The organism is Brevibacillus sp. HB1.1, assembly GCF_013332445.1.
GTDB lineage: Bacteria > Bacillota > Bacilli > Brevibacillales > Brevibacillaceae > Brevibacillus > Brevibacillus porteri.
Window position 1 is genome coordinate 478,279 of record NZ_JABMIV010000002.1, and the last position, 19,223, is coordinate 497,501.

General features: G+C 47.5%; 15 protein-coding genes. 4 read left to right on the forward strand and 11 right to left on the reverse strand.

The window, feature by feature from the left end:
• The 5 genes from HPY27_RS07035 to HPY27_RS07055 all read right to left on the reverse strand — a co-directional run bounded on the left by HPY27_RS07035 (window position 1) and on the right by HPY27_RS07055 (window position 4,753).
• Window positions 1-987, reverse strand: a complete 987-nt coding sequence (locus HPY27_RS07035; RefSeq protein WP_173621677.1) for an ABC transporter ATP-binding protein — start codon at window positions 985-987, stop codon at window positions 1-3.
• 20 nt (window positions 988-1,007) lie between these two features.
• A complete protein-coding gene (locus tag HPY27_RS07040; RefSeq protein WP_174224680.1) occupies window positions 1,008-1,961 on the reverse strand; it encodes an ABC transporter ATP-binding protein in 954 nt (317 codons plus the stop codon).
• Entirely contained in the window at window positions 1,961-2,752 is a 792-nt protein-coding gene (locus HPY27_RS07045; RefSeq protein WP_017248272.1) for an IclR family transcriptional regulator, read from the reverse strand. The genes HPY27_RS07040 and HPY27_RS07045 overlap by 1 nt, the downstream gene beginning before the upstream one ends.
• Window positions 2,753-2,912: 160 nt before the next feature.
• Entirely contained in the window at window positions 2,913-3,797 is an 885-nt protein-coding gene (locus HPY27_RS07050; protein ID WP_017248271.1) for a YitT family protein, read from the reverse strand.
• A gap of 101 nt (window positions 3,798-3,898) precedes the next feature.
• Complete coding sequence (locus HPY27_RS07055) at window positions 3,899-4,753, reverse strand: DMT family transporter (RefSeq protein WP_174224681.1); 855 nt, start codon at window positions 4,751-4,753, stop codon at window positions 3,899-3,901.
• A gap of 238 nt (window positions 4,754-4,991) precedes the next feature.
• Between HPY27_RS07055 and HPY27_RS07060 the strand changes: the two genes are divergently transcribed.
• From HPY27_RS07060 to HPY27_RS07070, 3 genes are read left to right on the forward strand one after another with little or no spacing between them, the layout of a single operon-like run.
• Window positions 4,992-6,596, forward strand: a complete 1,605-nt coding sequence (locus HPY27_RS07060) for an SWIM zinc finger family protein (protein ID WP_174224682.1) — start codon at window positions 4,992-4,994, stop codon at window positions 6,594-6,596.
• The gene (locus HPY27_RS07065) at window positions 6,593-9,451 is read left to right on the forward strand and encodes a DEAD/DEAH box helicase (RefSeq protein WP_106833868.1); all 2,859 of its coding nucleotides are present in this window, start codon (window positions 6,593-6,595) and stop codon (window positions 9,449-9,451) included. Before HPY27_RS07060 ends, HPY27_RS07065 begins: the two co-directional genes overlap by 4 nt.
• Window positions 9,452-9,458: 7 nt before the next feature.
• A complete protein-coding gene (locus HPY27_RS07070; protein WP_173621674.1) occupies window positions 9,459-9,596 on the forward strand; it encodes a hypothetical protein in 138 nt (45 codons plus the stop codon).
• A 27-nt stretch (window positions 9,597-9,623) separates the two neighbouring features.
• Here HPY27_RS07070 and HPY27_RS07075 read toward each other — a convergent pair whose 3' ends face one another.
• The 4 genes from HPY27_RS07075 to HPY27_RS07090 all read right to left on the reverse strand — a co-directional run bounded on the left by HPY27_RS07075 (window position 9,624) and on the right by HPY27_RS07090 (window position 15,901).
• Window positions 9,624-11,906, reverse strand: coding sequence for an EAL domain-containing protein (locus tag HPY27_RS07075; protein WP_371814313.1), 2,283 nt, complete (start codon window positions 11,904-11,906; stop codon window positions 9,624-9,626).
• A gap of 122 nt (window positions 11,907-12,028) precedes the next feature.
• Window positions 12,029-12,811 (reverse strand): Fe-S oxidoreductase, encoded by a 783-nt coding sequence (locus HPY27_RS07080; protein ID WP_173621950.1) that lies wholly within the window; start codon window positions 12,809-12,811, stop codon window positions 12,029-12,031.
• Between the two features lie 24 nt (window positions 12,812-12,835).
• The gene (locus HPY27_RS07085; protein ID WP_174224683.1) at window positions 12,836-14,581 is read right to left on the reverse strand and encodes an ABC transporter ATP-binding protein; all 1,746 of its coding nucleotides are present in this window, start codon (window positions 14,579-14,581) and stop codon (window positions 12,836-12,838) included.
• A gap of 195 nt (window positions 14,582-14,776) precedes the next feature.
• Entirely contained in the window at window positions 14,777-15,901 is a 1,125-nt protein-coding gene (locus HPY27_RS07090; protein ID WP_017248263.1) for a P1 family peptidase, read from the reverse strand.
• Window positions 15,902-16,145: 244 nt separating this feature from the next.
• Between HPY27_RS07090 and HPY27_RS07095 the strand changes: the two genes are divergently transcribed.
• Entirely contained in the window at window positions 16,146-17,375 is a 1,230-nt protein-coding gene (locus HPY27_RS07095; RefSeq protein ID WP_174224684.1) for an MFS transporter, read from the forward strand.
• Between the two features lie 545 nt (window positions 17,376-17,920).
• On the opposite strand, the gene HPY27_RS07100 is transcribed toward HPY27_RS07095, so the two are convergent.
• Together HPY27_RS07100 and HPY27_RS07105 are read right to left on the reverse strand one after the other, a co-directional pair.
• Complete coding sequence (locus HPY27_RS07100) at window positions 17,921-18,874, reverse strand: NADP-dependent oxidoreductase (RefSeq protein ID WP_174224685.1); 954 nt, start codon at window positions 18,872-18,874, stop codon at window positions 17,921-17,923.
• Window positions 18,875-18,888: 14 nt separating this feature from the next.
• Window positions 18,889-19,218: a winged helix-turn-helix transcriptional regulator gene (locus tag HPY27_RS07105; RefSeq protein ID WP_174224686.1), complete on the reverse strand. Its 330-nt coding sequence runs from the start codon at window positions 19,216-19,218 to the stop codon at window positions 18,889-18,891.
• Window positions 19,219-19,223 lie beyond the last annotated feature (5 nt).

The following is a 19,223-nucleotide window of genomic DNA, read 5'->3' on the forward strand; positions in this document are numbered from 1 at the left end:
CTATTGGTTATACAAATGACAGGCAACATATCGACCATCGCCCATCGATTGAAATTCGGGCTTGTCCGTTTTGCAAATTTCCATACAATCCGGACAACGCGTATGAAACGTGCAGCCACTCGGCGGATTCGCAGGACTCGGTACATCTCCAGTCAAGATGATGCGCTCACGCTTCATTTTCGGCTTGGCAATCGGAACGGCGGACAGTAATGAGCGGGTATAAGGATGCAGCGGCTCTTCATATAGCGCATTTTTGGGTGCCAGCTCAACCATCCGTCCCAAATACATCACGCCGATCCTGTCGCAAAAATGCTTCACGACGCTCAAGTTGTGAGAGATGAATATGTAAGTGAGTCCGTATTGCTTTTGCAAATCTCTCATCAGGTTCAATACCTGGGATTGAATCGATACATCGAGCGCAGATACTGGCTCATCTGCCACAATCAGCTTGGGATTAAGCGCTAGCGCACGTGCAATGCCGATCCGCTGTCGCTGACCACCACTAAATTCATGAGGAAATCGTTCCGAATTTTCCGCTTTCAGACCGACAACCTGCATCAATTCCGCTACTTTTACCTTGCGTTCTTTTGACGTTTCATACAGTTCGAATATGATCATCGGCTCTTCAATGATCTCCCCGACTGTCATTCGCGGATTGAGAGATGCGAACGGGTCTTGGAAAATGATTTGCAAATCCTTTCGCTTCATCCTCATCTCATTTGGGGAAAGTGCCGCTAAATTCTCTCCTTGAAAAATCACTTCGCCACCCGTAGGCTCGAGCAATCGCAGAATGGCTCTGCCTGTGGTTGACTTCCCGCAACCGGATTCACCTACAATTCCGAGTGTCTCCCCCGTTGCAACGGTAAAAGAGAGATCATCAACCGCTTTGACGTGATTCGTTACCTTCTTTAATAATCCACTGCGAATCGGAAAGTATTTTTTTAACCCTCTCACTTCAAGTAAGGGCTTACATTCTGATTGTTCCAAAAGATTCACGTCCCCTCCGCTTACTCATACAGCCAGCATCTGCTTTTTGTACCATCATTCAGATCGAATAACGGTGGAGCTTGTTCGTAGCATTTGTCAAAAGCCTTCTGACATCGTTCAGCAAAACGGCATCCTGCGGGCATCTGACCTGGACTCGGAACGGTCCCGCCAATCGTAAACAAGTACTCCTGCTCTGTGTCCATATCCGGGATCGAGCCCAACAAACCAACCGTGTACGGATGCTTTGGAGTAGCAAATAGCTTTTCTACCTCGGCTTCCTCGACGACTTGCCCTGCATACATGACGACCACCCGATCACACATCTCTGCTACTACACCAAGATCGTGCGTGATCAGCATGATGGTCATCTCGCTCTTCTGCTGTAGCTCTCTCATCAGGTCAAGAATCTGCGCCTGAATGGTTACGTCTAGTGCGGTCGTAGGCTCATCTGCAACCAATAGAGATGGACTACAGGACATCGCCATCGCGATCATCACACGCTGCCTCATCCCGCCAGATAGCTGATGCGGATACTCATCAACGATTTCTTCCGCTCTCGGAATTCCGACCAGCTTCAGCATTTGGATCGCATGCTCTTTGGCTTGTTTTTTGTTCATACTTGTATGATTCAAGACGAGCTCCATGATCTGCGCCCCGATTGTATAAACCGGATTGAGCGAGGTCATCGGTTCTTGGAAAATCATCGCGATCTCTTTGCCTCGCACCTTCCTCATCTGATCCTTGGAAAAGGCAACCAGATTTTCACCGTTGTACAGGATCTCTCCTCCGTTGATTCGCGCGGTCCTCGGCAGAAGCCCCATAATGGATAGAGAGGTGACACTTTTCCCACAACCCGACTCCCCTACTACTCCAATCGTCTCACCTTTGTTGATTTGAAAACTAATTCCATCCAAAACGGTAATTTCTCCATTATCGGTTCGGAATCTCGTCTGAAGATTTTTGATTTCCAGCATCAAAGTCCCGCCTTTGCATCTGAATATCCCAGCTTGCTCATGATTTGATTCGCTACTGCTTTTGTCTCCTGTACCAAATACCCCAATCGATCTGGCTGAAAGCGTGATGTAGCTCCAGCCAAGCTCAAGCCAGCTATGACTTGTCCCGTAAAATCTCGAATAGGTACAGCAATGGCTGCGGAATCCGGCTCCAATTCACCGTAGCTGACTGTATAGCCGTTTTCACGTGCATCGTGGATCCATTGCCATAGCAGATCTTTGTCTATATTTGTGTCTGGTGAGATTTTCTTCATGTCCACCCGGTTCAACAATTCTTCGATCTCATGATCCGGCAGAAATGAGAGTAAAATGCGCGGGCATGCCCCTGCGTACAACGGTGATTTTCTACCTACCTGCGTATATACACGAACATACTGGCGGGTATCGACTTTTTCGATGTAAACCCCTTCGTCTTGATCACGAATAATCAAGTTGACTGCCTCATCCACCGTATCCCGCAGCTGCTGCATATACGGTAGCGCGATTTTCCTGATCTCCAGCCGTTGGGCAACAATGTTCCCAAACTCCAGCAGCTTCAATCCCAATTGGTATTTAGGCGGATTATGAGTGGTCGTTTTGGAGATAAAGCCGCGCATTTCGAGCGTCTGAAGAATTCGAAACACCGTACTCTTCGGCATATCTGACAACTCGACAAGCTCAGCCAGGCTTAATTCACTGTATTGGATAAAATATTCTAGAAACTCTAGCGTTTTTAATACACTTCGGTTTGCCGTTTTTTCTGTTTTGTCCATTTTCATCACCATCTTATTGTCCCAAAATACGGAACGTTATTTTGTATTTTGGCATGCCACAATATTAAATGAATTCAGTTATTTCCGTCAATACATTTTTACCCCTTAGCAATCAGGTCGTTTCTACCTACTGGCTCAGAGGTAATTTGTAGTTAAGGTTTTAGTGAATATTCTTTTTCTTAAACCGTCCACCAGAAACATCATGAATGTGACCGATTGCCAAAAATGCAGAGGAATCAATTTCCTCCACGATGGATTTCAGCTTCGCTTCTTCCAAACGGGTGATGACACAGAAGATGACTTTTTTGATATCTCCGGAGTAGCCACCTTCTCCATTCAAATAGGTGATTCCCCGCCCTAGTCTCGCCGTTAGCGCATCGCCAATTTCGGTTGGGTAATCACTGATGATCCATACTGATCTCGATTGTTCGAGCCCGACCATGGTGATATCGATCATTTTGTAAGCAATGTAGTAAGCAATTAACGAGTACATGGCCCGGTCCCACCCAAAAATGAAGCCGGCACTGCCTAAAATAAAAATGTTAAAAAACATGACCATTTCGCCGACCGAGAACGGACTTTTCCTCGTCATCAGGATCGCAACAATTTCCGTTCCATCCAAGGAGCCTCCCGTGCGAATGACAAGTCCCACACCGATTCCGATGATGATCCCCCCAAAAACGGCAGAGAGAAGCAAATCGTCCGTCAAGCTAGGAACATGATGGAGGTAGCTCGTACCCAACGACATCACGACAACACCGAACAGCGTAGAAATGGCAAATGTCTTGCCAATTTGCTTGTAGCCGATAAGTAAAAAGGGCAGGTTCAGCAGGAATAAAAATAATCCGAGTGGGCCTCCTGTCAGCTTTGAGGCCATAATGGATACACCGGTTACACCACCGTCAATGATGTTGTTTGGAACCAGAAATATTTCCAGTCCGACTGCCACCAACAAAGCTCCAATAATGATTCCGAGAGCTCTCAGTACGATCCTTCTTTTTTTCGTCCGCTTATGAGTGATCGGAGCAACTGCTTTTGCATCCATTTTGATCATCCTTAGCCGTTTTTTTCTTACCACTTCATCTTTCCCTGGTAGCAAAAAAAATAGCCAGCTAGAATTTCTCCCAGCCGACTCTTTCTCATCCGTTAGCCCCAAACAGCAATGGAAATAATGCCAATCGTGATCATCAAAGACATGGACAGACGCCATGCGCGTTGTCGCTCCTTTAGCAAGAAGACCCCGAGCAGCGAACCAAAAACCGTACTGACCTCACGAATGGGCGCAATAGCTGCCAGTGGTGCCAATGTCATAGCAAATAAAAACAACAAATACGAACCTGGTGACAAGACGGCACCGAGTACAATCGTTCGCCAGTTTTTTTGCCACTCACGGCGGATGAGTCCCTTTTTCCAAACGAAACCCCCTGCGACAATCAAACAGGCAAAGTTCGTTATTTCCAATAAAGCGAATGGAGATAATTGTTGTACGATTTGCTTGTCGGTTAACGTGTACCCTGTAATGCATAGTCCTACAGCAAATGCGTATCGTAGGGCGAGCGGATTCACTGGTTGAGCCTGACGATCTGTGCCAATCATTCCACTAATGGCGAAGACTCCGATTACGATGCAAATGACACCCAGCCATCCCGGTACAGATAAATACTCTTGAAAGAAAATCGCGCTAAAAAACGGAATGAGAAGCGTCCCCGTCCCCCTCATGATGGGGTATACCTGTGAGATATCCCCGTATGTATACGCCTTTGAAATCAATAAGGTATAGCATCCTTGAAAGAAAAAGGACATAAACAGAAAAAGAACCAAAGACCATGTCAGTTGTACGCGCATCAATTCCCAAATGAGAACAGGCAAGAGGATCACGGTTGTTGGCAATGTAATCAACCAAAGAAACGCCATTTTGCTCTCACTTTTTTTCGTGAACAGGTTCCAAACTGCGTGCGCAAGGCCAGATGATAGTACGAGCAAAATCGAAATCGATAGCATGTGTGCCCCTTCTCTCTCTTGTTGTACAAACACAACTAAAGACAATAAAACACATTGCGTTTAGTTGCTTTTCACTCGACGTGTACAGTATACACCCAGTCCCCGCAAAAATTAAGTATTGTTTCTGCTTATCGTCCAAACCATTTTATTGATCCTCTCGAACACACGCATCTTTTTCCATTCTCCGCATTTTGGGTTATAATGGAGGGATGACACTTCGTTCGGAGGATCTGACTACATGATGCAAAGAGAGTTGACTCGGGAACAAGCGATACAGCTAGGCGAGCAAATCCTAATTGCCGTCGAAGGACACATCATTGAACGGGGCTATACGTACTTTTCAGATGGCGTCGTCTTCAATACACGCGTAGAACAAGGCCAATATTTGACCAGTGATGTTCAAGGCTCCGAGGTGTATCATGCGCGCCTCGATATGGAAACGGTTCAAAACAGTACCTGTACCTGCCCTTATTCACGTATTTGCAAGCATATTGCTGCTACTTTTTTTCAGATGTACAGTGTGTTCGAGAATCCTCGTACATTTTTGACCCGCTCCCAACAACCAAGACGAGCTACTTTTTCTCCTCATCTGCTGATTCCTGCATACAAATATAGCCATACCGCTCCTGCTCAGCAGGATACAGCGTCTATTTCCTCTCCGCTTACTGCGAACAGCTCCGTCAAAGAATGGTGGGCATTTTTTGAGAGCTGGACACGTAACCTGTTTGCGGCCATGGAATCGTATCGAGCTTCCTCTGAGTTATTATCGAGCTATCAAAATGTGCTGAGTGTTGCTGCCTCGTGGCCGAAGGATCGGGCACAACTCTTTGTCATTCATGCCAATCTGTTTCATCTCATGAAGCTGACGCAATACGTCAAAACGTACCGTCAATCCTACTGGTTTCTGGATTTGGTTCAGACAGCCGAGCGGCTATTGGATCAATTAGAAGGGACATTGTACTTCGCAGATATCCCAGCTCTCTTGACTCACCATCAGGATGCCATCGTAGATACTCTTCAACTGACAAAACAATTGAAAGAAAACGAAGCCACTTCCCTCTACTGGATATTCGCTTATCAGATGTTATGGTGGATGCTATTGAAGAAGCCAGAGTGGATGCAAGAGGAGATCCATGTGCTGGATCAGCTTATCAACAATGAAGACAGTTCTGCCGCCGAAAAGGAAAAAGGGCTGCTGCTCCGTGCCCACTTTCATGTGATGGAAAAGGAGGACGAAGCTGCTCTACAAATCTGGAAAAAAATGAGCCGTTTGAACCTCTCCTTCTATTTGTCCTATATGAAATCATTCGCTCGCAATGGGGAATGGCAGCGATTTCTCGATTGGACTGCTTCGTTGACGTCCTTAATCGGGCAAGCCGAGACACAGCAATACCGACTCGTTATCGCCATTTGGCAGGAAGCGATGCAGCAAGTGGGACGATCAGCCGAGTGCGGCGCCAAGCTGAAGCAGTTCTTACCGAGCAGTTATCACGAATATGCCGCCTATTTATATGAAGAACGACAGTTTCAGCAATGGATTGATTTGCAAATGTCGTTTCAAGTGCCAATGGCAGATATCTCGGTCGTGCAGGTGAAAGAAATCGAGGAAGCCGATCCGACTCTTCTCTTCCCTTTTTACTTGCGTGAGGTGAACAGACTTATTGCCGAACGTAACCGAACGGCCTACAAAGAAGCGATCAAGCTCATGAAAAAGGTAAGGACGATTTACAACAGAGCAAACCAAGATGCGCGCTGGGAACGATACGTTGAACAATTATCTGCCAAACATAATCGGTTACGTGCTTTTCAAGAAGAGCTAAGGAGAGGAAATTTCAACTTATGAATACCGTCACTACATTTGTTCTAGACGGAGAGCTTTTGGCAGACGGACAATTCTTGATTACTGGCAAAGACACGCAAGGAGCAGTGGTCGATCCAGAAGAATTGGCAGGAACACTGTTTGCGTGGGATGAGTCATCCTATTACGGAACCTTCCTGGACAAAAACGAGCAGGGCGTATTGCTCAGCCCTGCCAAGGCCCTCTCCTTTTTCGTCTCTCCCCAGTGGCTTTTGCATCGGACCTATTCATCCAGCACACCATTTGAACAATTTACGCATGTAGCGGGAATGATCCGTGAGACGCTCGCACAAGGCTCCATTGCCCCTGATTTTTCTTCCTGGAAAAAAGGACAAATAGGCTGGAAAGTCATGCAAACTCCCGACGATTTCCCGGAGTACGGACACAGGTGGCTTTCGCTCGTCGTGGAGGAATCTGTGCAAGGCACTGGTGAGATTGGACGAAAGTGGGAGCAGCTATTAACGCAATACCCAGCTCTGTACGCCATGGGCGCCGAGCTTTCTCCACATCTTCTGGAACAGGAATGGTTGCAATCGATAGGCTGGCTGCCAGATACGACACCATTTCGCACATGCTTGCAAATCGTCGAAGCCGAGGAGCACCCCAATGACTGGCAACTCCAAGTGTATTTGCAGAATCGTGAAGAGCCAGATCAGTTATTTCTCATTGAGCCACATCAGTTGACGGCTGAGGGAGTAGCCACCGCTCGCATCCCTGCGGACTGGCGTGAACACTGGAATCGTTTTCGCACGGACCTAGCCAAATGCAAAGAGATTCTCCCGTGGCAAAAAGACACCCAGAAGAATCAAAGCCGTTTTCTCACCCAACTGACGAACGAGCAAGCATGGATCTTTTTGACGTCAAGCAGTTTGCAGCTGGTGCAAGCCGGTATTCACGTCTTTCTGCCAGCTTGGTGGGAACAAGTACGCCGGGTAAAACCGAAGCTAAAAGCCAAGATTACATCCTCTGTCGGGGCTAGCAGACAGTCCTTCCTGGGTGTCTCCCAGCTTATGGATTTTGAATGGAAGCTCGCCTTGGGACCTGTGGAGCTCAGCGAAGAGGAATTTGAGGAACTCATTAAACAAAAGCAGCGCCTGCTGAAAATTCGTGGGCATTGGGTACAATTGACTCCCGATCTATTCTTGCAGCTACAGGAAGCACTCAAGAAAAACCAAGCGAAAAACGGCATGACCCTGCGTGATGTCATGAGAATGCACCTCGCCCCTACTGTGGAGGTTGAGGAGCTACCCGATGATGAGTTCGATTTCGACACTTCCCTAACGGTTGAAGTTCAGCTAAACCAGCATTTGCAAGAGTTGTTGAATCAATTGCAAGAAACAAAGCGCGTCCCGATCATGGAGCAGCCATCTACTTTTCACGGGACGTTGCGAAATTACCAGCTGGAGGGCAGTTCGTGGTTGTTCTTTTTACGCCGTTTTGGATTGGGAGCTTGTCTGGCCGATGACATGGGATTGGGAAAAACGGTTCAATTTATTACGTATTTGCTTCATGTCAAACAACATGGCCCAGCCAGTACTCCTTCTCTCTTAATCTGCCCGACCTCGGTCATAGGCAACTGGCAAAAAGAGCTGAAGCGCTTCGCCCCCTCTCTTCAAGTAATGATTCACTATGGCAATGATCGCCAAAAGAAGGAGGCGTTTTTGCCAGCGATCAAAGGAGCGGATCTGGTGATTACCTCCTATGCTCTGTCCCATTTGGATGAGCAGGAGCTAGGAATGGTTACATGGGATACGATATGTCTCGACGAGGCGCAAAATATTAAAAACGCCTATACAAAGCAAGCGTCCGCTGTGCGCGATTTGAAAGCATGGCACCGGATTGCTCTCACAGGCACACCCATCGAAAATCGTTTGAGTGAGCTCTGGTCCATTTTTGATTTCTTGAATCCCGGCTACTTGGGAAGTCTCGGGGAATTTACCCAGCGCTTTGTTCACCCCATCGAACGCGACCAAGACCAGCAGCTCATCAATCAAGTGCAACGACTCATTCAGCCTTTCCTGCTCCGTCGTGTGAAAACCGATCCGAACATTCAGCTCGATTTGCCGGACAAGAATGAGAGCAAGGAATATGTACCGCTGACTACCGAGCAAGGCGCACTTTATGAGACAGCGATTCAAGATATGTTTGATCGAATGGAAAAAGCCTCTCCTATGGAGCGGCGCGGTCTGATTCTGACGACACTGACACGTCTCAAACAATTGTGTGACCATCCCGCTCTCATTTTGAAGGAAATCTCAACAACAGATGAAGCCAGTCGCTCACACAAATTGGAAAGGCTACTGGAATTGGTGGAGGATATTCGCCAAAAGAAAGAGCGTTGCCTGATTTTTACCCAATACATCGAAATGGGAAATTTGCTCCAACGGGTACTGACACGAGAAGGCTATGGACCTGTCTACTTCCTAAATGGGGCCACGAAGAAAGAAAAGCGCGATGAGATGATCACTCGATTTCAAGACGCGACACTCCCAGACCATGAACGCGGAGCCATCTTCATTCTTTCCTTGCGTGCGGGCGGAACCGGCTTGAACTTGACGGAAGCCAACCACGTCATTCACGTAGATCGCTGGTGGAATCCTGCGGTAGAAAATCAGGCCACTGACCGTGCTCATCGAATAGGACAGCAGCGCAATGTTCACGTCTACAAATTCATCTCGCTCGGGACGATTGAGGAACGCATTGATGAAATGATGGAGAGAAAGCTATCGTTGAGCCAGCAAATTGTCGGGACGGGCGAAAGCTGGATCACGGAGCTATCAACGGAGGAGCTGCGAGACTTGTTCACCCTGCGCCATGATTGGCTAGACACGAAAGGATAGGTGGAGAATGGAGCGAGTGCAACAAAACGACTGCAATTCCACTACGCGCCGCCCTACAGAAGAGCCCAAGCTACCCGAGGCATGGCTGCGTTTTTTGGAAGCTGTTCAAGAACAATTTTCCGATAACCAATCAAAGAAAGAATGAGTGCGAAAAACCCAAGGCCTGATCACGTTAAGGATCGAGCCTTGGGTTTGATTTTCTTAGTGGAAAGGAAACCTCCACTGTTGTCCCTTTATTCGGGGTACTCGAAAAATGGATATACCCGTCGTGTGCTTGCATGATTTTATAACAAATCATAAGTCCTAGCCCGGTCCCTTTTTCCTTAGTGCTATAAAAAGGCTCCCCTAATCGTTTTAGCCGTTCTTCCGCCATACCGCAGCCTTGATCAATGATTCTAATCATCACTTGCTCGCTTTCTTTATGCCTAGCCACGATGTGAATCGTCCCGCCATCTTCCATCGACTCAACGGAGTTTGACAGAAGATTCATGAAAAGCTGCTGAATTTGATTCTGATCGCACCAAATCGAGGCCCCTTCCACTTCCTTGACATCCAGCACCAGATGATGACGCTCTAGCTTTATTTGCACCAATCGTGTAACCTGCCGCAGCAAATTCGCTAGATTTTTAGGTTCGTACGGTTCTGTGCACTCTCTTGATAAAAAGACGTATTCTCGTAGCACACTCTCTAATTGGTGAAATTCAGCCTGCATAATATCAAAATATTCCCGCTTCCATTGATCTCGACGGAGCAATTGTACGAAGCCTTTGATGGAAGTGACCGGGTTTCGTATTTCGTGTGCAACCCCGGCAGCCATTTGCCCAATGACGGATAGCTTGTCTATCTTTTGTAAAAACTCTTCTGTTTGCACGTGCTTCGTGTGATTTCGAATGAGAAATATGACTTGGTTCGTCTCATGTTCTTCCTGAATCACCGGGGTGCCTTTTGCCTCCAGCGTGATCTTTTTGCCATTTCTGTCCGGGCAAGTAAATGTAATGAGGCGAGGCTGCTTCTCCACCGTGATCTGACGAATCGTTTGCATAGCAAGCCTGCCCGTTTCCAGTGGCAGTACAGCTAGCAGGTGTCGATTCACTACTTCATCAGGAGCGATCTCCAGAACGGATTGAACGGATGGTGAAATATACGTAATGATCCCTTGACTATTGATGATCACGATAATGTCAGACAAGTTTTCTGCAATCAATCGATATGGCGATTCGCTCACACGTTCTGCTTCTTGTGCTTTTTTCAACTCGGTAATGTCGACACACGAAGCAATTACTTCCTTCACACGACCATCGGAAAAGATCGGACGAAAAGCAGCCAGATAGCGAATCCCGTTGACACTGCCTTCGTAAAACACGTTTTGCTCGCCGCTCCACGCTCGCTCATACGATTCCATTTTGCGTGGAATCTCTTCAACCGGGATCATATTCAGCAAATCTTGTCCAATCACTTGTTCCGGTGTCATTCCCATGCGAAAAAGCATCTCTCCTTCGCACAGCGTATGAATGAACACATCTCCCTGTTTCCGAAAAGCAAATGTCATTCCTTGTTGCTTGCGAAGAACGTCTCCTCGCTCACGCTGATCCACTTCGTATGTATCAAAAGCTCGGTGTTGTCCACCATTGAGTAGTAGAAATGCACTATTCCTAAACCTTTCCTCACGCTTCAACACACGAGCCAAGTCTTCGGCAGGCATAGGCTCACTAAACCAAAATCCTTGAGCAGAATCACAACCAAGCTGCCAAAGAAAATCTAGTTGCTCTTGCGTCTCTACACCTTCTGCCGTTACTTGCACACCCAGACTTCGTGCCATCGCCATGACGGTTTTGATAACAGTCGCCTGCGTGACATCGCTCATGCATTCCTTTACACAGGATTGATCGATTTTTAGCTTGTTCATCGGAAAGCGGGATAGATGTTGAATGCTGCTATAGCCCTTCCCAAAATCATCCAAGCTGATTTTTACCCCGATCCTTTTTAATTCTGCTAAAATCTCGATGGTACGCTCCCCATCCCTGGTAGAGTCCTCGGTAAATTCCAGCTCCAAATAGTGAGGCTGCAAGTTTGTTTCGTCTAAGATCGTTTGAATGGTGCTACCTAACTGCTCCGATTCCAAGGCATAGGATGACAGATTCACGCATGTCACAAGAGGTGGTAGTCCAGCGTCCTGCCAAGCTTTGTTCTGCTTGCAAGCCGTTCTGATCACCCATTCCTCTACCAAAAGAATCAACCCGCTCTTTTCTGCTAACAAAAATACCCAATCCGGGGGCAGTAGCCCTCTTTGATGATGGTTCCATCTTACCAGAGCTTCTGCTCCGATTATTTTGCCTGTTCTTAGATCGTAGAGTGGTTGATAATACAGGCTAAGCTGTTGATTGACAACCGCTTGATGAAAATCTCGAACGTAGCGATCCAGTTCCTTTTGGTTCATTGTCTGTATACGAACCACGCCTTCCTGGAAATCATTCTGATTTTTCCAACTTTACCCCTGACTCTACTTTATAGGAAGAGGCTAGCACATGTCCATACGTCTACGGTGTATAGAAAAAACCCTCCACAAAGGAGGGTCAGCTACGCACGAATTCTCATCAGAGCACGCTCTTCTTCTTTTATCCGCGGACAGGTATAGCAATACTTTTGCTCCCCCGTCTTATAGTACAAACAGCATTGATTCTTGATGCGCACTTTCGCTTGGGGATCACGCATATCTTCAATCCAGCGCACACGCACGCGAAATGGATTTTTTTGCAATCCAAAGCTCTCGCCTTCCAGCTGATTACAGAGGACATCGTAATCAGCCTTCACTTGCTGCTTGATGCTATCTTGTTCTACCAACGCCACAAAAGCATCCGTATGGTAATTGAACTTGGTCGGGAACTGGCCCCAGAGCATCGCTTCGGGGTTTCCCGTTACCTTTGCAAGAGTCGTGAGCAACGGGTGCAGGAAGTCGTGGAAATACGCACGATAGCATTCCTTCAGCCAGATTGCGCGCTCTGCTTCGCTGGAAGGCGCTTCTACGATCTCATACGCCGGGATCACAAAGGCAAATTGCGGATAATCATCCTCGTAAAATAATTCAATCGTCATATTATCCAGCGTCATGGTAAGTGCACGATTCCAGACAGAGATCATATACTGAAGACCGAGAGAAGGGCTCGTGAGCCAACTGCTGATGTAAGTACCAGCAGCAGTCAGCTCATGTGCCTTGATTAGCGGAGCATAGATTTGTACGAGCTCATTCATATGTGTCGGGTCTACCAAATCTCTTGCCTTCATCGAAAATAAGGCATTGGGTCTCGGTTTAGAAGTAAGATCAAACCGTTGTGCTATAAAATCGTCATCCCACTCTTGCATCACGATCTCCCTCTCTATTCATTATCAAGAAAAGACGCTGTTTGACTGGTCGAGGTACGTGCCGAACTGTGCTTGATACAGTCTGCTATAGAGGCCTTCACGAGCCAAGAGCTGATCATGACTTCCTTGCTCGGTAATACCTTGTTCCGTTACAACGATGATTCGATCTGCATTTTTAATGGTAGCCAATCTGTGGGCGATCACCAATGTCGTACGGCCCTTGGACAATTCCTGCAAGGACTGCTGGATCGCCGCCTCCGTTTCGGTATCGAGTGCAGAAGTAGCTTCATCCAAAATCAGGATCGGCGGGTTTTTCAAGAACATGCGCGCAATCGCCAGCCTTTGTTTTTGACCACCGGACAATTTGACTCCGCGTTCACCAATGATCGTCTCCAGACCAGCAGGCTGAGAACGGATAAACTCTTCTAGTTTAGCCAGACGCGCTGCCTCCCAGATCTCTTCCTCTGAGGCGTTTAGTTTTCCATACATGATATTTTCGCGAATCGTCCCTGAAAAGAGGAACACATCTTGCTGAACGATCCCGATTTGGCTGCGCAATGATGCTAACGTGATTTGGCGAATATCCATTCCATCAATGGTGATGCTGCCCCCACCGATCTCATAAAATCTCGGCAAGAGACTGCACAATGTGGTTTTTCCTGCTCCAGAAGGGCCTACAAACGCAATTGTCTCGCCCGCCCGGATGTTCAAATCAATGTTTTGCAAAACAGATGACTCTTGGTCGTAGCTAAACGAAACATTCTTGTAGGAGATATCGCCCTTCAATGATTCTACCTGGATCGCATCTGGAGCATCCGCAATATCCGGTGCTGTATCCATGATTTCGATGTAGCGCTTAAAGCCTGCAATCCCTTTTGGATAACTCTCGATAATCGCATTAATTTTCTCCAACGGACGGAAAAACACATTCGTTAACAGCAAGAAAGCGACAAATTCACCGTAGGTCAATTCGCCTTGAATAACAAACCAGCTGCCGCAAATCAGGACAAACAAATTGACTAACCGCATCAGCACGTAACTGACAGAAATATTTTGGGCCATAATTTTGTAGGACAACAGCTTGGTGATCCGGAAACGCTGATTGTTCTCTGCGAATCTTTTGTTTTCAAATTGCTCGTTGGCAAAAGCTTGTACGACACGCATTCCGCCTACGTTGTCCTCCACACGTGCGTTGAAATCCGCCATGTCACCGTACAGACGATGGAACGCTCCCGTCATTTTTCGGTTGAAGTAAACAACGAAGAATATCAAGAGCGGAATCACACAAAACGTAAGTATCGCCATTTCTTCATTAATATTAAACATCAATAGAAATGCACCGATCAGCGTCATCACGGCGATAAACAAATCTTCCGGACCGTGGTGAGCGACCTCCCCGATCTCCATCAAGTCATTCGTTAGGCGAGATAGCAGATGCCCCGTCTTGGTATTATCGAAAAAGCGGAAAGAGAGCTTTTGAATATGGTCGTACAGCTTCTTCCGCATATCCGTCTCGATATTAATTCCAAGCATATGTCCCCAATACGTGACGACATAGTTCATCCCGGCGTTAAGACCATACAAAGCCAAAAGTCCAATGCACGCCCACACGATCATGTTCCAATCCTTGCTTGGAAGTAATTGATCGACAACCATGTTCACTGCAAGCGGAAATCCCAACTCCAACAAGGCAACGAATACTGCACACGTGAAGTCGAGGATGAATAATCCACGATAAGGCCGATAGTAAGAAAAAAATCTGCGAAGCATTGAAGCAGCAACTCCTCTCTCTCAAGAACAACATCAATCATGTATTTGATTTTGAAAATCATTTTCATTATATATGGATTTGCTTTTTATATCGATGCTTTATTGGAATTTTTTTCTTCGCGGAGCACATTCGCATAAAAAACGGTTCGAAACCCTTTATCCATCAAGGAATAAGAGGCTCGAACCGGAAATCACTCAGCGTAAATCTTGATAAGCAGGTACCCCACCCGCTCCTTTGGCAGAAAGGATCGCATTAACAACCGCTTCCGCCAGCACTTCTACACTTAGCGTCCCGACGAGATTGACCGAAGCATCCACGCCCCCTGTGGCGATGGCAAAAATCGTATCTCCATCACTCATCGTGTGAACCGGATGAATCGTTTTTGCGAGTCCATTATGCGCCATTTGCGCGACTTTATTCGCTTGTACTTTATTCAAATTCGCGTTGCTCGCGACCACTGCGATGGTAGTGTTCGTCCCTGCCGGAACCGGGGGTGTTGCAGCATCGATCATCCAGGACAAGCTATCGCGGATATTGCCATCCTCTCCCCTCGCTCCTGCCAAAATTTCTCCTGTGGAGGGTAACCGCACTTCTCCGACGGCGTTCACCGCTACGATTGCACCTACCACGAGACCATTTGGCAAACGGCGAGAAGCTGTTCCAAGCCCACCCTTCATCGCTCGCTTCATCCCAGCCATTTTTCCAACTGTCGCACCCGTCCCTGCCCCAACATTTCCTTGCTGGACTGGCTGTTTGCTGGCAAGACGAGCAGCCTCGTAGCCCATTTGTTGATCCGGACGGATTTTGGCACTGCCGATCGATAAATCAAAAATAACCGCAGCTGGAATGATAGGGACCACGCCCACCCCAACATTGTAGCCTTGCCCCTGTTCTTCCATATACCGCATGACACCGCTTGCCGCATCCAAGCCATAGGCACTGCCCCCTGTTAAAACGACAGCATTGACCTCCTGGACAGAATTGATCGGATTCAACAAATCCGTTTCTCGTGTCCCAGGTGCAGAGCCTCGTACATCTACCCCGCACGCTGAGCCTTTTTCCAGCACGATCACTGTACAGCCCGTCAAGGCTTCCTCATTTTGGACTTGTCCGACTTTGACGCCAGGAACATCGACAATCGTACCACCCGCAAGCTTTGGCTTCTTTCCTTCGCTCGCTTCCTGTCCCGTAGCAGAGCCTGCTGCCAAAAACGATCCCGGTACAGCTGCAGCGAGACCAAGCATCGCTGTTCTTTGCAGGAACTTTCGCCTGGATACAGCAGGGGCTACTTGTCCCTCATCCTTCCAATCTTTGGCCATGTTCACAACCACCTTTCCTTACGTAATTGGACAGCTCTTCTTAGTTGTTAGAAAATTCAGTCTGTTTATTTATGATAGCGCTATCGACCGGAATGCTCAATCCTGCAAAAACGTCAAGATTTCCTCTTATTTCATTTTTGCAATAGTCCGATCATATTTCCGAATTGGTAAGCGTGAAAATGCAGTGCTAGAATGATCAGTAACAATATTCCTGCTTTTTAACTGCAAAGGTTGTGACAGAAAGATGGAATTTTCATGGAAACGTAATTTGATTGTGTTATGGATTGGGGTATTTTTCTGTAGCACCGCCTACTCCATCTCCATCCCTTTCCTGCCCATCTTCCTCCATACTTCACTGGGGGTCAATGAGCATCTGGAAGCCTGGTCCGGCATTTCGTTTGGCATTACGTTTTTAGCAAGTGCCCTCATCTCGCCATTTTGGGGCTCTCTTGCGGACAAATATGGACGAAAGCCTATGTTGATTCGCTCTGGATTTAGCCTCGCTTTGTTGTACTTCTTGACGTACTTGATTACGGACCCCTATTTGTTTCTTGTGTTACGGATCTTCCAGGGCTTGCTTGCCGGCTACGTACCTGCCGCCATTGCGTTGGTAGCGACGAATACACCAGAAAAAAGCGTCGGGTACGCACTGGGGATTATGGCGACTTCGGGTGCAACTGGAGGAATCATCGGTCCTTTGGTTGGCGGTGTCGTAAGCCATGTGTGGGGAAACGCGGAAGCTTTCATTTTTTCAGGATTTGTCGTGCTCGTAGCAGCGCTGATCGCTACTTTCTTCGTAAAGGAAACGAACTTGAACCGCTCCGGCAGTCGCTCGAGTGTACGCGAAGATTTGCGCGCTGCGATGGCAAACCGCCCGTTGATGTCCATTCTAGGTATGAGCTTGATGGTCACGATTTCCGTTATGCTTCTTGAACCTTTATTAACGGTGTATGTCATGCAATTGGGCGCTTCGCAGCAAGACGCATCCCTCAGCTCCGGCATCATTTTTGCGGCAGTAGGAATCGCGACAGTCATTGCTGCTCCACAGTGGGGAAAGCTCGGGACAAAGGTCGGCTATTCCAAAATCATGTTTATCGGCTTAATGGGTGGAGCCATCGGAAATTTACTGCAATTTTTCTTCACCAATCTGTACGGATTTGGCATTTTGCGATTCGCGTACGGACTGTTTTTTGCCGCTGTTTATCCATCGATCAACGCCATGATTGTAAAAGTTACGGAACCAGAATTTCGTGGCAGAGCGTTTAGCCTGAACCAATCCTCGACGCAGCTTGCGACGATGATGGGGCCAATCATTGGCGGATTTCTCGGGGGACTCATCCCGATTCGCTTCGTCTTTATCATCAATGGCATTGCGCTGTTGATTACTGCCATCCTGATTCGATCCAAACGATCCCAATTGGCCGGACAGCCGTTGAAGCAGCAGACAACGGAGCGTCAGCTAGCGACGAAGTAACAAGTGTACCACGATCACAAGCAAAAACTCCCTCTCAAGCGTACAGGTGAGCAACTGGCGATGACAGAAGGGAGTTTTTTCACGTGATCCCGCCTTTTCTTCCACGATTGTATTCGTTACAATAGTAGGTATTCAGATGATGAACAGAAGATTCTGACAACCACAAAGTCAAATTACATACGCCATGGAACTACCCGCCTATTCCGATTTGACGAGACCACTCATTTTGTCTGAGGAAAGGGGCATACGTATTTGTCGGGGAAAACGGTGATTTTGCTTATTCTGATCATAATTGGGCTGATCTGTGTCAATCTTTTTGTCTCCAACGGTTTTATCCGCCTGCTTGCCATCGTAGGAATTTTAGGGATTACCTTTGTTCTGCAGGGGGCTGTGATTCGAAAGAGGTAAGCCGGCGATTACCAGCGAAGGTGATCTACACCGTCACGCTGGCTTTTTTATGAAAACAGCAACGGGCTCGGTTGAAAACGCAAGTCCTAGCCCGCCGCTGTTACATTCGCGCAACTTACTCACGCCCTGTCTCCCTCTCATGAATGGACGAGCACAATCTTCCCACGCACTCTACCCGTTTGACTATAGAGATGCGCATCTCGAACCCCTTCAATGGTCAATGGATATATCTTAGTCAAAAAAGGCTTTACGTGTTTGGCTTCCACTAGCTCACGGATACGATTCATGTTTACCCCATCTGGACGCGTAAACACAAAAGTAACATCCAGCTCTCGTTCTTTCTCAGCCGCTTCAGCGAACGAAGGTTTCTTGGCATCACGCTCGCTGATAATGGTTGCCACTCTTCCTTGCCGCTTCATAAATGTTAAAGCATCACCGTATGCTTCTCCACCCAGCGTGTCCAGCATGAATGTAAATTGTGTAGGGGTATGAAGTGATCCCTGATCATACACGATGACTTCATCTGCTCCCAGCTCACGGACATAATCGCTGTTTTTGGAGCTGGTTGTCGTCGCCACATAGGCACCTAGTGCTTTTGCTAGCTGGATCGCCATGGAACCAATCCCGCCGCTTCCCCCCAACACCAGGACTTTATCTCCCGCTTGCACCTTCCCTACCTCCACCAATGCCTGCCAAACCGTTAGTCCGACCAGCGGAAGCGAGGCCGCTTCAGCATACGATAAACCACGTGGCATCGGGGCTACGATATTCGCGGGAACGACAATTTCATCTGCGTATGTCCCTTCTCTTTCCAGTTCTGGACGAAAGAAGACATCATCCCCGATTTGAAAATCCTGTACAGTCGTACCGACAGCTGTTACCGTGCCCGCCGCATCCCACCCTAAAATAAGTGGCAGTTCAAAAGGAAAATCTGCTTGCAGCAGTCCTTCCCGCACCTTCCAATCCACGGGATTTACCCCGCTCGCTTTGATCGAAATGAGTAAATCGTCCGGCCCGATTGGTTTTATAGGCCATTCAATTTCTGTTAACTTCTGAATACCGCCGTATTGCTTGATGCCAATTCCTCTCATCGAACTTCCCCTTTTCATTCGACTATTTTTCGCAATTGGTTTTCGATGTGACTCTCTCCCCATTCACACATGACATCCAGAACCTTCGACAGAGTCTTGCCATACTCAGTCAAGTCATACTCGACGCGTGGGGGAACCTGCTGATACACATTGCGGGTGATGATGTTGTCCGCTTCCAATTCGCGCAGTTGCTGCGTTAACATTTTTTGCGTGATGACAGGCATTGATCGTTTCAGTTCGCTTGTCCGCTTCGTCCCTTTTGCCAACAAGCAGAGGATCACCACTTTCCATTTCCCTCCAATGACCTCCAATGTTGCCTCTACAGGGATATTGTATTTTTCCATTTCCT